The 15,698-nt window shown below is 60.1% G+C and carries 11 protein-coding genes; 10 read left to right on the top strand and 1 reads right to left on the bottom strand.

All coding sequences use genetic code 11. From position 1 onward, the window contains the following. Nucleotides 1-34: 34 nt before the first annotated feature. On the bottom strand, nucleotides 35-3,031 hold the full coding sequence (locus CFE428DRAFT_RS10610) for a beta strand repeat-containing protein (protein WP_006979526.1): 2,997 nt from the start codon (nucleotides 3,029-3,031) through the stop codon (nucleotides 35-37). 362 nt (nucleotides 3,032-3,393) lie between these two features. Between CFE428DRAFT_RS10610 and CFE428DRAFT_RS10605 the strand changes: the two genes are divergently transcribed. From CFE428DRAFT_RS10605 to CFE428DRAFT_RS10560, 10 genes are all read left to right on the top strand, one after another. Next, a complete protein-coding gene (locus CFE428DRAFT_RS10605; protein ID WP_006979525.1) occupies nucleotides 3,394-3,708 on the top strand; it encodes a hypothetical protein in 315 nt (104 codons plus the stop codon). Further along, nucleotides 3,705-5,489, top strand: coding sequence for a hypothetical protein (locus CFE428DRAFT_RS10600; RefSeq protein WP_006979524.1), 1,785 nt, complete (start codon nucleotides 3,705-3,707; stop codon nucleotides 5,487-5,489). The genes CFE428DRAFT_RS10605 and CFE428DRAFT_RS10600 overlap by 4 nt, the downstream gene beginning before the upstream one ends. Before the next feature lie 131 nt (nucleotides 5,490-5,620). Continuing rightward, nucleotides 5,621-6,856 carry an SLBB domain-containing protein gene (locus tag CFE428DRAFT_RS10595; protein ID WP_131989253.1) on the top strand — a complete coding sequence of 412 codons (1,236 nt, stop codon included), beginning with the start codon at nucleotides 5,621-5,623 and terminating at the stop codon, nucleotides 6,854-6,856. Between the two features lie 249 nt (nucleotides 6,857-7,105). Next, complete coding sequence (locus CFE428DRAFT_RS33395) at nucleotides 7,106-9,274, top strand: polysaccharide biosynthesis tyrosine autokinase (protein WP_006979522.1); 2,169 nt, start codon at nucleotides 7,106-7,108, stop codon at nucleotides 9,272-9,274. A 129-nt stretch (nucleotides 9,275-9,403) separates the two neighbouring features. Beyond that, on the top strand, nucleotides 9,404-9,892 hold the full coding sequence (locus CFE428DRAFT_RS10585) for a hypothetical protein (protein WP_006979521.1): 489 nt from the start codon (nucleotides 9,404-9,406) through the stop codon (nucleotides 9,890-9,892). A gap of 49 nt (nucleotides 9,893-9,941) precedes the next feature. Next, the gene (locus tag CFE428DRAFT_RS33390) at nucleotides 9,942-10,730 is read left to right on the top strand and encodes a cysteine peptidase family C39 domain-containing protein (protein ID WP_006979520.1); all 789 of its coding nucleotides are present in this window, start codon (nucleotides 9,942-9,944) and stop codon (nucleotides 10,728-10,730) included. A gap of 124 nt (nucleotides 10,731-10,854) precedes the next feature. Continuing rightward, on the top strand, nucleotides 10,855-11,775 hold the full coding sequence (locus tag CFE428DRAFT_RS10575; RefSeq protein WP_006979519.1) for a glycosyltransferase family 2 protein: 921 nt from the start codon (nucleotides 10,855-10,857) through the stop codon (nucleotides 11,773-11,775). Further along, nucleotides 11,772-12,875, top strand: coding sequence for a glycosyltransferase (locus tag CFE428DRAFT_RS10570; protein ID WP_006979518.1), 1,104 nt, complete (start codon nucleotides 11,772-11,774; stop codon nucleotides 12,873-12,875). Before CFE428DRAFT_RS10575 ends, CFE428DRAFT_RS10570 begins: the two co-directional genes overlap by 4 nt. Then, a complete protein-coding gene (locus tag CFE428DRAFT_RS10565) occupies nucleotides 12,875-14,407 on the top strand; it encodes an O-antigen ligase family protein (protein WP_006979517.1) in 1,533 nt (510 codons plus the stop codon). The genes CFE428DRAFT_RS10570 and CFE428DRAFT_RS10565 overlap by 1 nt, the downstream gene beginning before the upstream one ends. Before the next feature lie 21 nt (nucleotides 14,408-14,428). Next, the gene (locus CFE428DRAFT_RS10560; protein ID WP_006979516.1) at nucleotides 14,429-15,571 is read left to right on the top strand and encodes a glycosyltransferase family 2 protein; all 1,143 of its coding nucleotides are present in this window, start codon (nucleotides 14,429-14,431) and stop codon (nucleotides 15,569-15,571) included. The last annotated feature ends 127 nt before the right edge of the window (nucleotides 15,572-15,698 follow it).

The raw sequence follows: 15,698 nt of genomic DNA, 5'->3' as shown, positions 1-15,698 counted from the left end.
CGTTGCAGGGGCGTCGCAAAGGAACTCAACGCAATTACAGATTGAAGATGTCCGTGACCGGGGCGCCGGTGGCGCTGCGATGGATATAGAAGTCCGAATTGTTGTTGCCGATGGCTTTGACCACCACCGTGCCGTTGCTGTTATTCATGTTGGTGGCATTCAGACCGAGCGCGCCCGCGCCGATCACACCAGCCGCCGCCTGGGTAATACCGAAGGCAACCGCGTTCTCAAGGTTGGTGAGGGTGATGCCCCCGAGACCGGCGACCGTCGTGTTGATCGCACTGGCGATGTCGAAGATCGGGTTACCGGCAGCCATGCTACCACCGGCAGCAGAGCTCACGTTGGTGCCACCCACCCAGCGCAACGCCTGACCGGCCGCCTGAGCCATTTCCAGCGCGTAAGGACGGGCGTTGCCACCCACGGCCGCGGTCAAGACCGCAGCGGTAACCGCACTAATCGTCGAGTCGCCATTGTTCGTCACTTCGGCGATATAACCCGTGATCGCACCCGCCGCACCGTACGTCTGCTCCGACCGGGACGTGCCAACGCCGCCATCGCTTTGCTGGAAAGTCTTGGCGGTATCACCCGCCCCATTGAACGGATTCACTGGACCGCGGAGGACGGTATTGTTCTGCACGACCGACGCAATCACCGCTGCCGAGATCGTCGAAATCAGCGCGTTTTTCGTATCCGTCGTGGACAGATTCGCTTCCAGGATGCCCGTGGCCAAAGAAGCGGTAATCGCCGCAGCGGCCGCCGGCTGGTCAATGACCACGCCGATCGAACCAGGGAAGGCTTTGGTCCCGAGCGCACCGGACGGATTGGTCAGCGAAGGCAGAGCCAGCGGGTGCGGGTTGGTGATTTGCGCGTAGGTGAAGATCGAACCCACCGAAGCGCTGGCTTGCAGCGGATTATTGAAAGCCACCGAACCGGCAATGTAGTGAGCGTGATCCGGATCGATTACCGTCGCCGCAACGGCGATGTCCTGGGTCATCGCAGTATTGGTCACGATCTCGTGGCCGACGAAGTCGAAGAGATCACCGATATTCCCGGCGAGCGCTTCGCTTTTGACGTGGGTCACAACCTTCCGCACTTCCTGCAGAGCCGGATTCAAACCGAGGAAGGTCGAATGAGAGGTCCGATACGCATCACTGGCCACGCTGACCAGAAGCGAATCAGAGACGGAGGATTGCTTGATCGCCACAGCAAGACCGGCATCGGCCTCGTTGGGGTTCGCCAGCACCGCCGCGTAAAGATCCGCGATCACGCTGTTGGTCGGGCTGGCATTCGTGGAAGCCGTGTTGAACGCGCTGAGGGTGTTCGTGTAGGTTTTGGTCGCACCACCCGTCTGGATGGCCTGAACCAGGCTCGCGCCGCTCTGGGCGGCGGTTACATCTCCACTCGTGGCTCCCACCTCGGCAAAACCGGCGGTTTGGATGGCGCTACGATTGGCTCCATGGAGATCGCCGGCCAGCGCCGCAATCACCGCGATATAGGAAGAACCGCCCGCGGTATTAATGGAATCCACTGCTTGCGTCACGAGAGCACCGCTAATTCCGGGAGTGACGTAGGCCACGGCTTCGGCCTTGTAGACGATGTCTGCAAAAGCGCCCGTTTTCCCCGCGCTATTTGCTCCCGCGATCGCGGCATTGACGACGCTATCGACAGTGGTCGAATTCAGCGTGGTATTACTGGTGCTGGTGTAGTTAAGAATGTTGGCCACCACATTACCCACCTGCTCGACGGGAGCGGCTGTGGCGCCACCCATGGCAATATCCGCGAAGGTCGCCGCCCCGTAAGGCGTACGGGCCGTGGTGTTGATCGCTCCAAGCACGGTCGCGATGGCGTTGGACTGATTGGCGTAGACTGCCGCTGCCACCACGCTGCTGGGAGCGGCCGTTCCGTCGACGAGCGCCCACTGAACGATTACCGGAGAGGTCAACGCGCCCCGAACCGTGGCGCCAGACGCGATCGCGTCGGCGAAGCTGGGGTTGGCAGTCACATACCCCTGAAACGCCGTGAGCGACGAGCTGTTGTTGTAGCCAGCGACAACCTGATCCGTATAGCTCTGCGTGCCAGGATTCAAACCGCCCACGACACTGGCGATCGTGCTCGCATTACCACCTTGGGAACGCAGCGCTCCATCCACCAGCGATGCCATCGTCGCGTTCGTCGCATTCGACTTACTCTGCAGAGCGGCGACGGACGCATTCAGAACCGCCGTCAACGAAGCCATGCCAGAGAAGCCGCCGAAGGTGAGATTCTTGACTTCGATATCGATCAGGGCCGGATTGTTCGTGGCTACCGGCGCAGCGAGCAGCGCAGCGACTATGCCCGTGCTGGGATCGGTAAAAGCGGTCGTCTTTTGCGCCGCAGTCAAGGTTGATGCACTGAGGGCCGCCAACCCGGCATTTACGATCGAATTCACGCGAGTGAGATCCGTCGGAACATCAGCGACCGCCGTCGCCGTCAACTGAGGAATGCTCGAGGCGATCGTGGTGTTCGTGCTGGCTCCGGCGGCGTTAAAGATACTCGGAACGATGGAGTTGATGAGCGACGGTTGCACCTTCGCGAGTGCGTCAGTCACCGAGTTCAAATTCGCCACAGCCGCGGCCGGGGTTGCGCTGGAGGTAATGATACCTTGGGAAACGGCGGTCGTCGTCGCGGCAAGATCTGCCGGCCGCCAGCCTACCGCTTCGGCGGCGAGGCTGCCCACGGTAACCCCGGCAGGCACACCCGCCCCCCCGGTGACGATGGCCTGGGCACAAGTCAGCACCGTGTTGGTATACTGGGCCGTCGTCGGCGCAGTCGATCCGGTGGGAATCGGAACTTGCAGGGTCACAGTCGGACCGTAAATGGTCTGCAGCGTGTTCTGCAGGAACTGCAGGTTCGGGCTGGAATGTACGGTAATCCCCGTATACGTACTTCCGTACGGCGCTCCGGCTGGATTTACCGGGTAGTATTGCCCCTGGCCATAGGCACTCGTCGCCAGCACGGAAGCCAACGCAATTCCACCTAGTCCGCTCAACATCGAATGCCGCAAGGATCGAAAGCCACGAGACGAAGCAGTTGCCGCGCGGAGTTTCTGTTTTGAATTCATAGATTTTTGCTCGTGAATGATTTTCGTCATTGTGGGCATTTTCACGGACGACCAAGGGCCGGCGCGAAAACAACCGTAGGGGATGGGCGCAGATTAACGGGACCGGCGCCGGGGTCGTCAACACATTCTTTGCAAACTTTAGAAGGATTTTACGTATTTTTCTACGTACAGAACACGCATTCGGACCTATTTTTGCTTTACGTAGGACCATGAATTGCAACAGAAAGGTCCGTCCGTGGATTCCCCCTCTTTTATTATTCCCTTTAATCCTGCCCTCAAACATCCGCTAAAAAATGAGTGAACTTCTGAACCGATTCAGCCTCGAAGCCGCCAAGTTCAATGGCCAGGTCTTCCTGTCTCTGCTCTTGATTTGGATCGCCCTCGTCTATTGCGCGGTGATCAGTCTCAGATCCCAAGGCTTCAGCGACCGCCAGCGTCGTCTGTGGACCTGGATCATTATTGGCGTCCCTCTGCTCGGGCTGCTGGCTTACCTGCCATTTTCCGTCCGCCGGGAGGATCTTCCCCAAGTCTTCCTGATGAAGATCCACAAGGATCGCACCCTGAAGAAAGTCAAGAACGGCGCTTTTTCTGGAGAACACACGGTTTGAGACGACAATCCAAGCGAGGGCCCGGCTTTCACCGAGCGCCCGTCAGGCAACTTCACACCCCCCGGCGATTCACGATTGCCCGGACGGCTGGAATTTTTTGCCTGGCAATTTTTTCGACACCCGTTTTCGCGCAGCAGGATGCCGCTCCGTCGCGCCCGCAATTCCGGACCGGCCAACCCGCGTCAGTCGCCACTGCCGATGGCTATCCCGCCTCGGGCCCCGGCTACACCGGCACCCAAGGCCTCACCCAAGTTCCAAATGGGTCATTTCAGCCCGACCGCCTCGGTGTTTCGCAAGCGACGCTCTTTCGCAATACGACGTTCCCCTATGGTCCGCTCGTCACTCTCCCCGATGTGGGCCCTTCGGTACGCTCGGAGTCGATCACCGGTGATTTCAAAATCAGCCTGCCGAACGTCTCCGGCGGCTTGCCATGGGCCCAGCAGGGCTTCCAACCACAGGACGCCGATCTCAAGATTGGTCCGCTTTATTTGAAACTGCGCGCCCTCGAGGCCGCGGTGCTTTCCAGCGATAACATCAACCTCACCCCCGACCACAGGGAATCCGACACCATCGCGTATGTCGGAGCGACGATCGAGGCCGTAGCTCAGCTCACCGAGGGCCTGAGCGTCACCACCGCTGGCACTTTCGTCTACCTTCCGACCGAAGGAAAGGCCGGCATCGCCGGTTTCGGCCTATCGGATATCTACAATTTTGGATGGTTGTCCGGCCCGCTGGTGCGCGCCCAAGTCCAGTGGCAAACGATGATTGGCGGGTGGAACGTCGTTTTCGCCGACGACTTTCAGATTCAGCACGCTCTTTATTCGGACGATTTTCGGAGCGACGACGTTTTGTTCCAAGGTGCGGACTTCAATAACCAGCAGGTCGCGGGTCGCTACATCTTGCGACCGGATCGAAACTTCATCTTCGACAACGCCGGTGCCAACAACAACGACAATCACAATCGCAATCTCCGGGACGATACTCTCGTTTACTCGAACACCGTCAGCGTCGGCACCGAGCGCCTACTCCCCGGCGCCATCCGCCTGAGTGCGAATGTCTACCACGAAAATCTTTGGTACAATCAAGGAAATCGCGGGCAACCTGCCTTGCGCGACGCCGCTACGGTCGTTTTACAGGATGTCAACGAGAATACCCGTTTCAAACCCTACTTTATCTACCAGGCGTTTAGTACCGACGAATTTGACAGTCTCCAGCATATCTTCCTCCTCGGTTTCCGCGGCCCGATCACCGACCAACTCCAGCTGTGGGCGGAAGGCGGATACTTCACGGGCGGCTTTTCCAGCAACGACAACGGCGCACTCTGGCGGATACAACTCGACCACACTGCCGGCCCCTATACTCAAGAGTCGGTCTTCTACTCACGTGAGTTCAATTACTTCCACGACGAAATCGACGACATCTTCGGTTACAACCTGCACCAGATCCTCGGGCCAAAACTGGATTCGGACTTCTACGCCTACCAAACCCGCGCCGAATATCTTTTCCACGATGGGACGCTGACCGACGAGCAATGGCGGCTCGGTCTGCGTTTTACTTATGCGGTCGGTCCAAAAACCACCCTCCGCCTGACCGGCGAATACGACACGGGAGAATTCGACAACACGGTAGCGTGGATGGGCCGGGCGGAAGTTGGTTACAATTTTTCCGACACGCTTCTTTTGCAACTTCTTTACCAATATCAGCAAAGCAAATCGGATTCCTTCTCGCGTAACTACTCCGAAAATCTCATCTACGTAAGTCTAACTAAATATTTCCGGTAATCTCGAACAGAAATTGCTACGCAGAAATCCGCAAATTTGCCCACACTACTGAATTGACGGTTAAACTGATTTCGATACAACACGATCCGCCTGTGACCCCTCATCATTCTCTCAAGAAAAAAAGCGCTGGTTTGACATCCAGGCAGTTTCTGCCCGCAACCACCGCTCTTATTACTGTCACTTATTTGCTGGCGTTCTCGACTGGCCTGGCTGCAGACCCGACTGGGAAGTCGGGCATCTCCTTCCGCCAGCCGCAAGTCGACCTCGCTTCCACCAAGGCGGGCAGCGCTGCCCCGGCAGCGACGCCGGGCGCCGATCTCTCCGCCAATGCCGCCAAAAGCGACATGGAAGACCTGGGCGAAAAGCGGCAGACCCTGCAGGGCGAAGTCCGCTACGCCAAGGCCAAGCTGGAAGCGGCCCAAAAGCAATTTGCCCTTCAGACCGCGGCCGGTGATCTCGAGAAAGCCGAGCATCTCGACCAGGAGGTCAAGGATTGGCAGGCCCGCTACTCGGCGGCCAAGGCGCAATTGGACGAGGTGGATAAGCAACTTTCGGATGTCTCGCAGGGTCATTCGGTCGCGGCAGACGAAGTAGTCGTGCCCGGCGAAAACCTGGAGGTTTTCGTCAACGAAGATCCTTCCTTCAACGGCATCTATCAGGTCCGTCGTGGTGGCTACATCATCATGCCGCAGGTCGGGCGCATCTCCGTGGCCGGCAAGTCCCTTTCCGCCGCGGAAGCCTCGGTGAAGCGCGCGCTGCAGAGCTCGCAGCTCCACAACGCCTCCGTCATGATCGAGCGCAAGCAAGGCGCCGACATCGAAAACGGCCCGCTCATCTATCTTTCGGGTGAATTCCACACCCCCGGCCAGTGGCACATTCCCTCGGGCATCACACCCACGCTCGTCAATGTCATCCTCAGCGCGGGTGGTGTGACCGACAAGGCCGACCTCACGCGGGTGCGCGTCATGCGCATCGCGGCGAACAAGAGCGTCGTCGAGGAAGTGAACGTCGACAAGATCCTCCAGGGCGGCGGTCTCACCTCTGACATCACCCTCGGTGAAGGCGACGTCATCACCATTCCCGCCGGCCCCTCGAACCTCGTCTACGTCACCGGCAACGTCTCGTCGCCCGGTGGCTTCCCGCTCAAGGAAGGTGAGCGCGTCAGCGCCTACGCGGCGATCCTCCAGCGCGGTGGTTTCGCGCGTTTCGCCGACCAGAAGCGCGTCTACGTGCTCCGCGCGCTGCCGGATGGCACGAAAGCCAAGCTGCCGGTGGACATCAGCGCCATCAAAAAAGGCCAGCGGCCGGACGTTCAGCTCCAGACCAACGACATTCTCGTCGTGCCGGAGAAGTGGTTTAGCTGGTAATCCGCAGAAACGCTTTTGCCGCTCTCCCTCCATTTTTACAATGGAGCCAGCGGAGCCGATGAACGTCGCGTCCATGCAGCAGGTATGATCCCTGCCTTGTTCGCGACGTTTGTCTGTCTCGGCTGAATCCCATTTCATCCCCGTCATGGATTCTTCACTCGCTCTCTACGTGGAACCTGCTAGGGTATTGTTTTCCGTTCGAAGCGCCTGGGCTCGCGCCGGCGCCTGTCCTATTTTTCGACTACTCTCATGATCCCAGGAACGAAGAAGCCCGCTTTCACGCTTCACGACATTTTCCTCTATGTCGCGATCGCCTCGAAGCACGCACGGCTCATGGTGCTGCTCATCTGCTTCGCTCTCACCGCTGGCCTGACTTATTACGTCTTCGCCAAGCCGGTCTACTACGCGCACGCGCTCATTCACCTCGAATATCTCGCGCGCCCGCTCGATACCGACAAGCTCTACGAGGACGGCCGCCTCTCCGCTTTCGTCGCGCAATTCACCGAGCCGCAGATCATGCTCCGGACGGCACGCGCCCTCGGCATTGACACGAACAGCCGCGACCTCGAGCGCAAGTATCTCTTCAAGTTCCGCGCGTCTCTCAATACCGAGAAAAATATCGACGTGGAAGCGTGGCCGTACTCTGCCGATTGGGCCCACCGCTGGACGGAAACGATGGTGCAGCAGTTCATCGCTTATCGCCAGGAGCGGCGCAACGAAGAGAAAAACCTCATCGTCAACACCTACTCCGAGGAACTCAAGGAACTGGTCGGCCGGCTGGACCAGCAATTCTCCGAGAAACTCGACTTCCAGGATCAGCAGGACTTCACCAAGACGCTCATCCTCGTCAATTCCATCAACAACCTGCCTGCCGACCTCACCAAGCTGCAAATGCGCATCGACGAGATCGGCCGCGTCCGCGTGCGCCTGCAGGATCCCGCGCTCGATAGCGTGGCCAAACTTTCGCTCATTGCTTCCGCGGATGACAACGACACCCGCCTCTCCGTCGGCCAGACCGTAGCCCAGCCTCAGTCCGGGCAGAGCGCCGACAAGAAAGACGCGGCCGCGAACAACAGCGTTGTCGTCGTCCCGTCGCTTCTCAAGTCCCTGCATCCGTGGGACGAACTTGCGCAGCAGCAGCAGCAGGTCAAAAAGGAGATCTCCGAAGGCCTCCGCAAATATCTGCCCACGGCCGGCGCCATGAAGCCGCTTTACCAGCAACTCGACGTCATCAACCAACGCCTCGACGCGGAAGTCGAAGTCGCCACGAACCGCTTCAACCTCGAGTATCAGGAACTCCTCAATAAGAAGCACGACCTCGAAGCCAAGCTGCCCGAATATCAGGAACTCAGCCGCAAGCACGCCAAGCTCCTCTCGCAACTTTCGATCTTCGACGCCTCGCGCGTGCCTTACGACACCTACCTCGCGAACATGCAGCGGGAGATCAATGAAGTGGAGTTTGCCGGCGAAAAGGAACGCATCAATCTCAAGTATTCCGGCCTCCTCGAGGTGCGCGACGATCCGGTTTCGCCCAATCGCCTCCGCATCATGCTCCTCTCCTTTGTCGGCGGCCTCGTTCTCGCCCTCGGCATCCCCTTCCTCATCGAGTATCTCGACCACACGATGACCAACCTCGAGGAAGTCGAGCACTCCTTCCGCCTGCGCGGTCTCGGCGTGGTTCCGCAGACCGAAGCGACCGACATGTTCCTGCCGGCTACCGCTGTCGCCAGCGACGACACGACGAAGCACGGCCTCGTGGAAAACTTCCGCGTCATTCGCACGAACATCCTCTCCATGGGCGAGCTGAGCAAGCCGCCCCATGTCGTGATGGTCACCAGTGCCATGCCGAAGGAAGGCAAGACCGTCGTCTCCTCGAATCTCGCCGCGTCCTTCGCTCTCACCGGTGCGAAAACCCTTCTCATCGATACCGACCTGCGCCGCGGCCGTCTGCATCGCCTTTTCGGCTATCGCAAGGAACCCGGCTTGAGCAACGTCCTCCTCGGCGAATGCACCCTCGAAGACGCCTTCCGTCCCTCGGGCCAGGAAAACCTCACCGTCCTCAGCGCCGGCCGTCACCTCGACCACGGCACCGAGCTGCTCGGTTCCGCCCAGTTCTCCGAACTGCTCAACAGCCTGCGCGGCCGTTTCGACCGCATCGTCATCGATACCCCGCCGGTGCTCGGCCTCTCGGAGACCTCCATCATGCAAAGTCTCGTCGATGGCGTGCTCTTCGTCATCTGGACCGGCCAGACTCCGGTGCGTTGCGTCAAATCCGCCATCGAGACCCTGCGCGCCAACCGCGCCAACTTCTACGGTTTCGTGCTCAACCGTCTCGACCTCAACGCGACGCAGAACTACTACCAGTACTACTACTACTCGCACGACTACTACTACCAGCACGCCATCGAGAGCACATAGTAGTCGTGGGAAAGCAGGTTGGGCGAGGAAGTTGCCACATACCGGCAAAATGCTTGCGCAGAAATGGTCGGCGGACGGGGCGTAACTGCATGTCAGTCAATGAGCTTCCCGCCTTTTGCCAGGAGACGTATGATTCGTTTGCTCATCCTATCCGTGCTTTTGTGCGGCCTCCACTGCCGGGCCGATATCACGACCGAGCCGTGGCCGAAGAAGCTCCAGGATTTTCCATCCAAAGCACGCATTCTCACCCTTCGCAATTTCAAGATCACCGTGCGTCCTTCAAACAACCAGGAGGGTGCTGGCTCTGGCGGCGGAATATACGATTTCACTATCCAGAACACGAGCACGGGAGCGGTGCGCCGCTTTACTGAGCAAAGCGTCGGCGTCGCGATTTTGGAGTTTTGTCACGGCTGGCCCCAGCTCGAAATTTGGGGCAGAGGAGGCGGTGGCAATTGGTCTCGAGGCCTTATCCGTTTCACGCGGCGCGACTACGAGGAGGTCCGCGTCGACGCATTCACCGAATTCGACTTCAACGCAAAGGACAAGACTCGCACCACAACCATGCCTGGAGGCGATGACACTCTTTATTATGTCGAGACTCGCCTGCCCGATAAGTAATAAGTAAGATTTCGACGGAAACGCGGCGCGTCGATTCACACCCCTCACGATGAACTTTTTCGGTACCGCTGCCGTTGTGCTCAGCGTGGTGGCCTTCGCGGTCACTTATCACTGGCTCCGGCCTCGATCCATCGCGGTTCGCAGTTGCTGCCTTTGTGGGTTTGGGCTTCTGGCGATTCCCTCGATCTGGTTCGCCGCCTACTACCTCCACATTTTGCGAGAGCACGCATGGTTCTACACGCTCCGTTCGTGGCCCGGTTCCGAATTCCTCGTGGTTTTCCTGGGTTGCGCTGGCGGGGCGGCGGCAGCGCTCCTGCCCCGATTGCTTCTCGGTTTGCCGTTATTTGCGGTGCTGCTTCCTGGCGTGACGCCTTACATCAAGCCGCTGATGGCACCGCTGCCTGATCCCATCTTCAAAGAAAGCTGGCGCGGTGACGTCTGCCTCCAGAGTACGCCTTCGACTTGTGGTCCGGCCAGCGTCACCACCATTCTTCGGCGCCTCGGTGTCGATACGACGGAACATGCCATTGCCCGCGCGGCCTTTAGTTATGCGGGCGGCACGGAGGCTTGGTATCTGGCACGATACGTCCGCAGCCGCGGCCTCTCCGCACAATTTGATTTTCGCGATACTTTCTCTCCAGCCGCAGGGCTCCCTGCTCTGGTCGGTGTTCGTCTCGGAGGCTTGGGCCACTTCATCGCGGTTCTCGATCTCCACGACGACCAGATCACCATCGCCGACCCTCTGCGTGGCGAAGAGCATCTTTCGCTCACAGAATTTCAACACCGCTATGTTTTCACCGGTTTCCACATGGTCATCCGACGCGGCCCTCCGCATTGATCGTCCAGAATCATTCATGTGACTCGCCGGCACTTCCTCCGTCGCTCACGGCAATGTTTCCTCATGGCTCTTGCCCGCGCGGGGTGATTTCCGTAGACGAGAGCCCCACCAATATTTTCCTGCTTTGCCTGAACAGGTCTCCGTCGTCATCCCAGCGTACAATTACGCGCATTTCCTCCCCGAGGCGATCGCCTCGGTGCTCGCGCAGACGTGGGAACATTTCGAGCTGATTGTCGTCGACGACGGCTCGACCGATAACACGCCCGAAGTCTGCGCGCGTTACACCGATCCGCGCGTCCGTGCGGTGCGCCAGACGAATGCCGGGCTTTCCGCGGCACGCAACACCGGGATCCGCGAGGCTCGCTATCCGTTCGTCGCCTTTCTGGATGCCGATGATCGCTGGCAGCCCGAATTTCTCGCCACGGTCTTTCGCGAATTCGAGCGGCTCGGGCCGACCTTCGCAGCCGTGGGGACGAGTTGCTCGCGGATGAATGCCATCGGCGAACCCCTCGCACCACCGCGCCAGAATTTCCTGCACACCAGCGAGCTGACCGTGAAGTCGTTCTGCCTGCGCAACCGTCCCCTTTCTTCGTCGATCGTCGTGCGACGCGCGGTGTTTGAAGAGTGCGGCTATTTCGACACAGAGCTACGCAGTTCGGAGGACCGCGACATGTGGATCCGCATCACTGCGCGGGGTCATCGCTTCTTTTACCTCGGCGAACCGCTGGCGATCATCCGACGGCACCCGCAGAACATGAGCAAAAATGCGCCGCGCATGAAGCGGAACTCCGGCTTGGTGCTCCGCCGCGCGTGGAAAGCCGGGGCCGTCCCGCGAGGCGATGTCATTTTCTGGCTGCGTACCGCCGCCATCCACTACTTCCTCGTCGCCTGGACGCATTTCGACGACGGCCTGCGCGCCCGCGCCTGGCAATACTTGCTCACCTCCATCGCCCTCTGGCCGATCTTCTTGCGCGCCGATCGCGTCGCCGAACCGCCGCTCTTCCGCCTGCGCGCCATCGCCAACTTCCTCCGCGGCCACCGATGAAAATCCTCCACGTCGTCAATTCGCTGGACCCCGGCGGCATGGAAAACGGAGTCGTGAATCTCACCCGCGGCCTCGAAGCGCGCGGCTTCATATCGCACGTCGCCTGCCTCGAACGACGCGGCGCCTTTTCCGCCCGTCTCCCCGCTTCGAGCCAGGTTTTCCTCCTCGGCAAGTCCGGCGGCTTTTCTCCGCGCGCGGCCTGGCGACTGGCCCGGCTCATCTCCAGGATCAAGCCGGACGTCATCCACAGCCACAATCTCGGTCCGCTCATTTACAGCGGTCTCGCCACGCTCGGCGGGCGGCGCTGCCCCTTGGTTCAGGGCGAACACAGCCAGCTCACAAAGGAAGAATTCCTGCCCCGGCGCCTCCGTCAGCGTCGCTGGTTATATCGCGGCTGTCACACGATCCACACCGTATCCACCGCGATGCGTGAGGAGTTGATCCAGTGCGGCTTTCCCGCACAAAAGATCGTGGCCATCGCCAATGGCGTCGATACCACCCGTTTCACTCCGAGCGACCGTCTGGCCGCCCGCCAGTCCTTTTCCGTCCCGGCGGATTCCCTGTGCATCGGGATCGTGGGGCGCTTCGGCCCGTTCAAGCAACACATCCAGTTGATCGACGCGTTCGAGCAAATCGTTCCGAACTTCCCCCATGCCCGCTTGCTCATTGCCGGAGGTGGTGGCAGCCAGGAAGCAGCCGTGACCGAGCGGGTCCGGCAGAGCACCTTTCGCCCGCTCATTCACCTGCTCGGCTACCAGTCGGACCCCGTCGCCTGCTACCAGGCGCTCGATTTGCTCGCCATCCCCTCGATCAACGAAGGCCTTTCCAATGCAGCGCTGGAGGCCATGGCCTGCGGCGTGCCGGCCCTCGCCCGCTCCGGCTGCGGGCATGAACAGATCATTACCCACGGCGAAGACGGCTGGATCGCCCCCTTGGAAACCACCGACGACCTGGCCCGGGAACTCACCGAAATTCTCTCGGAACCCGTGCGTCTCGTTGACTTCGGCCGAAATGCGCGGAAGAAGGTGACTTCCAAGTTCTCCCTCGAGTCGATGATTACCGCTTACGAACATCTCTACCGCGCTGCCGCGCTGCGCTGATGGATCTCGTCATCGTCATTCTTTTCCAGGCGCTCTACTACCTGCGTCCGCAGGAATGGAGCGAAACGTTTTCGACGATCCACTTCGTGCAGGCGGTGATGCTTACCGGCATCGCCACGCTCTTCTTCCGCCAGGGCGGCTTTCGGCCACGGGAGATGTTTCGCACGCCGCATGACTGGGCGGTGCTTGCCTTCTGGGCTTGGATGGTCATCGCCTCCCCGACTCATTGGGCGACGTTCAAGGAGTGCGTCAACCTTTACATCTTCTACATCGTCATCGTGCAGGTGCTGCGCTCCGTCCCGCGCATGAAGATTTTCGTCGGCTGGTGGGTGTTCTTCATCGTGGTCGTCGCGCTGCTCGCGCTAGCCAGTAAATGGGGTTACGATCCGCTGGACAGTCTCTCGCGGACGAATGGGCCGATGAAGGGACGCCTCGTCCTGAACCTTTCGATCTTCAATAATCCGAATGGTCTCGGCCATAGCGTGGTGCCGGCCATTCCGATGATCTATTACTACTTGATCTGGAAGCGCCCGACGACCTCGCGCGTCATCGGCTTCGCGCTCATGGTCATTCCGCTGGCCTGCATCTACGAAACGGTGTCGAAAGGCGCCTTCCTTTGCGCCGGGGTCACCATCTTTGCCACCCTGGCCTTCGGTCGGCCGAGGAGCGTGCAGATCGCCCTGGCTGTCCTGGCCATGATGTTCGGCGTGTCGGCGCTCTTCCTATTGCCCCGTATGAATGAGCTCAGCAAGGCGAAGAGCGACGAGGCGATCCAGGGGCGTGTCGAGGCGTTCAAGCACGGCTATGGATTGATGCAATCGTTGTTCCGCGGCGTGGGCAAGGGCAACTGGAAGGATGAGGCGTTCATGACTGACTACATCCGCGTAGCGGTGCCGCCCAAGTCCGGTGACAATGGCGACAAGGGGCACTACATCTTGCGGCCGGTTCACTACAATAAGGCTCCGCACTCCTCCTATGTCTGCACGGGCGCCGAACTCGGCAAACCGGGTTTGTTTCTCTTCATCGGCGTGCTCTACTGCTGCCTGCGCACGACGATGACAGCCAGGACAGCCACGCCGGATGAAGAGCGCATCCGCCGCATGCTCTTCGTGCTGGTCATCTCTTTCGTCGTCTCGTCGTGGATGGTGGATTTCGAGTACCGGCCGACATTCTTCATGTTCACCGCGGCGATTGCCGCGCTGCACCGCCATCTCATTGGGATGCTCGCGGAACCGAGGAAGGGAAAGGATGTGGAAGAGGAAACGCCGGAGGATCAACCAGCGCCGCCCGTGTGGCATCCGCCCATCCTGGTGGCGCAACCCGCGCTGGCCGGGGCGCTGGCTCAATCCCACGTCCCCCAGCAACTTCTCGAACCGGAAACCAGCGACGACGACGTGATCGATGTTCAACCTCAGCGCGTGACGGGGGTCGGATGGAATTGGAATCGCCTCGGGTGGTTCGATTTGGTCGCGGTTCTGGCCCTGACCGCCGCCGCCATCCGCTTCTGGGCCTACATGATCGTGCGAATGTAGGCCCACGGGCCGCCTGGTATCATGCTGCTTCACACCATCCCTGTCTTCCTGTTCTGGGTTTCCTGTGGACTGCTTTTCTACACGTTCGCCGGCTATGGGCTGTTGATTTCCGCGCTTGCGCGGCTGCGGCCGAAGCCGGTTGTGCCCTCCGCCCCCGATACGCCGCAGCCTTCCGTTTGCATCGTACTCGTCGCGTGCAACGAGGAAAAGCGGATCGCCGATCGCCTCCGTAACCTGCTCGCGGCGCAATATCCGGCGGATCAATTGAGGGTCCTGCTCGTCTCCGATGGCTCGACGGACGCCACCGTCGCACAGGCGCGGTCCTTGCAGGATGCGCGCATCGAAATCATCGAGCAACCGACCCGATCCGGCAAGGCCGCCGGGCTCAACCTCGGCGTGTCGCACCGCACGGCAGACATTCTCGTCTTCACCGACGCGCGACAGCGTTTCGCGGAAGACGCTATCGCGCGTTTGGTCGCCCATTTTGCCGACCCGGCCATCGGCGCCGTCAGCGGTTCGCTGGAAATCGCGCCGGCAGCCAGTGCCACGGGCGCGGGAGTCGATGCGTATTGGCGGTACGAGAAATCGCTCCGCGCTGCGGAGTCGCAGTGGGACTCATGCGTCGGTTGCACGGGCGCCATCTACGCCCTGCGCCGCGATCTGTTCATGCCCATTCCCGAGGATACCTTGCTCGACGACGTCGTCATCCCCATGCAAGCCGCGGCACAGGGCGCCCGCGTCATCCACGATCCTGCGGCCGTCGCCTTCGACCCTCAATCCCTCGAACCGGAAGCCGAGCAACGTCGCAAGCAGCGCACCCTCGCCGGCGGGTTCCAAATGCTCTTCCGCTATCCCGCGTGGCTGCTACCGAAGGGGCACCGGCTGTGGTGGCAACTCATCTCCCACAAATATCTCCGCCTCCTCGCACCCTTCTTTCTGATAGGCGCCTTTGTCGCGAATATCCCGCTCGCGGGGGAGCAGCTTTACGCTCCGTTTCTCGCTGCGCAGATCCTTCTCTATTTCTTCGCGGTCCTCAGCCGGTCTCCAGCGGCCAGCCAATGGAAATTCTGCAAGCTTCCCGCCGGCTTCGTCTTTCTCAATTTCCAGGTCCTGCGCGGTCTGCGCTATTACCTTGTCGGCGGCGGCCGACAGGGCTGGCAGTAGACTACAAAAGACCAAGTATTTTCACTTATCACGTTCGGACACCGTTGATTCTCCGGTGACGATTTGCATATATGCCTGAAAAGGCGTTGCTCCCCCGGGACAATTTCGCCACTTTCCCGCCGACGTT

The organism is Chthoniobacter flavus Ellin428 (assembly GCF_000173075.1).
Taxonomy (GTDB): domain Bacteria; phylum Verrucomicrobiota; class Verrucomicrobiia; order Chthoniobacterales; family Chthoniobacteraceae; genus Chthoniobacter; species Chthoniobacter flavus.
Note: the sequence above shows the minus strand (reverse complement) of the source record. Positions and strands in the feature narration are given on the sequence as shown.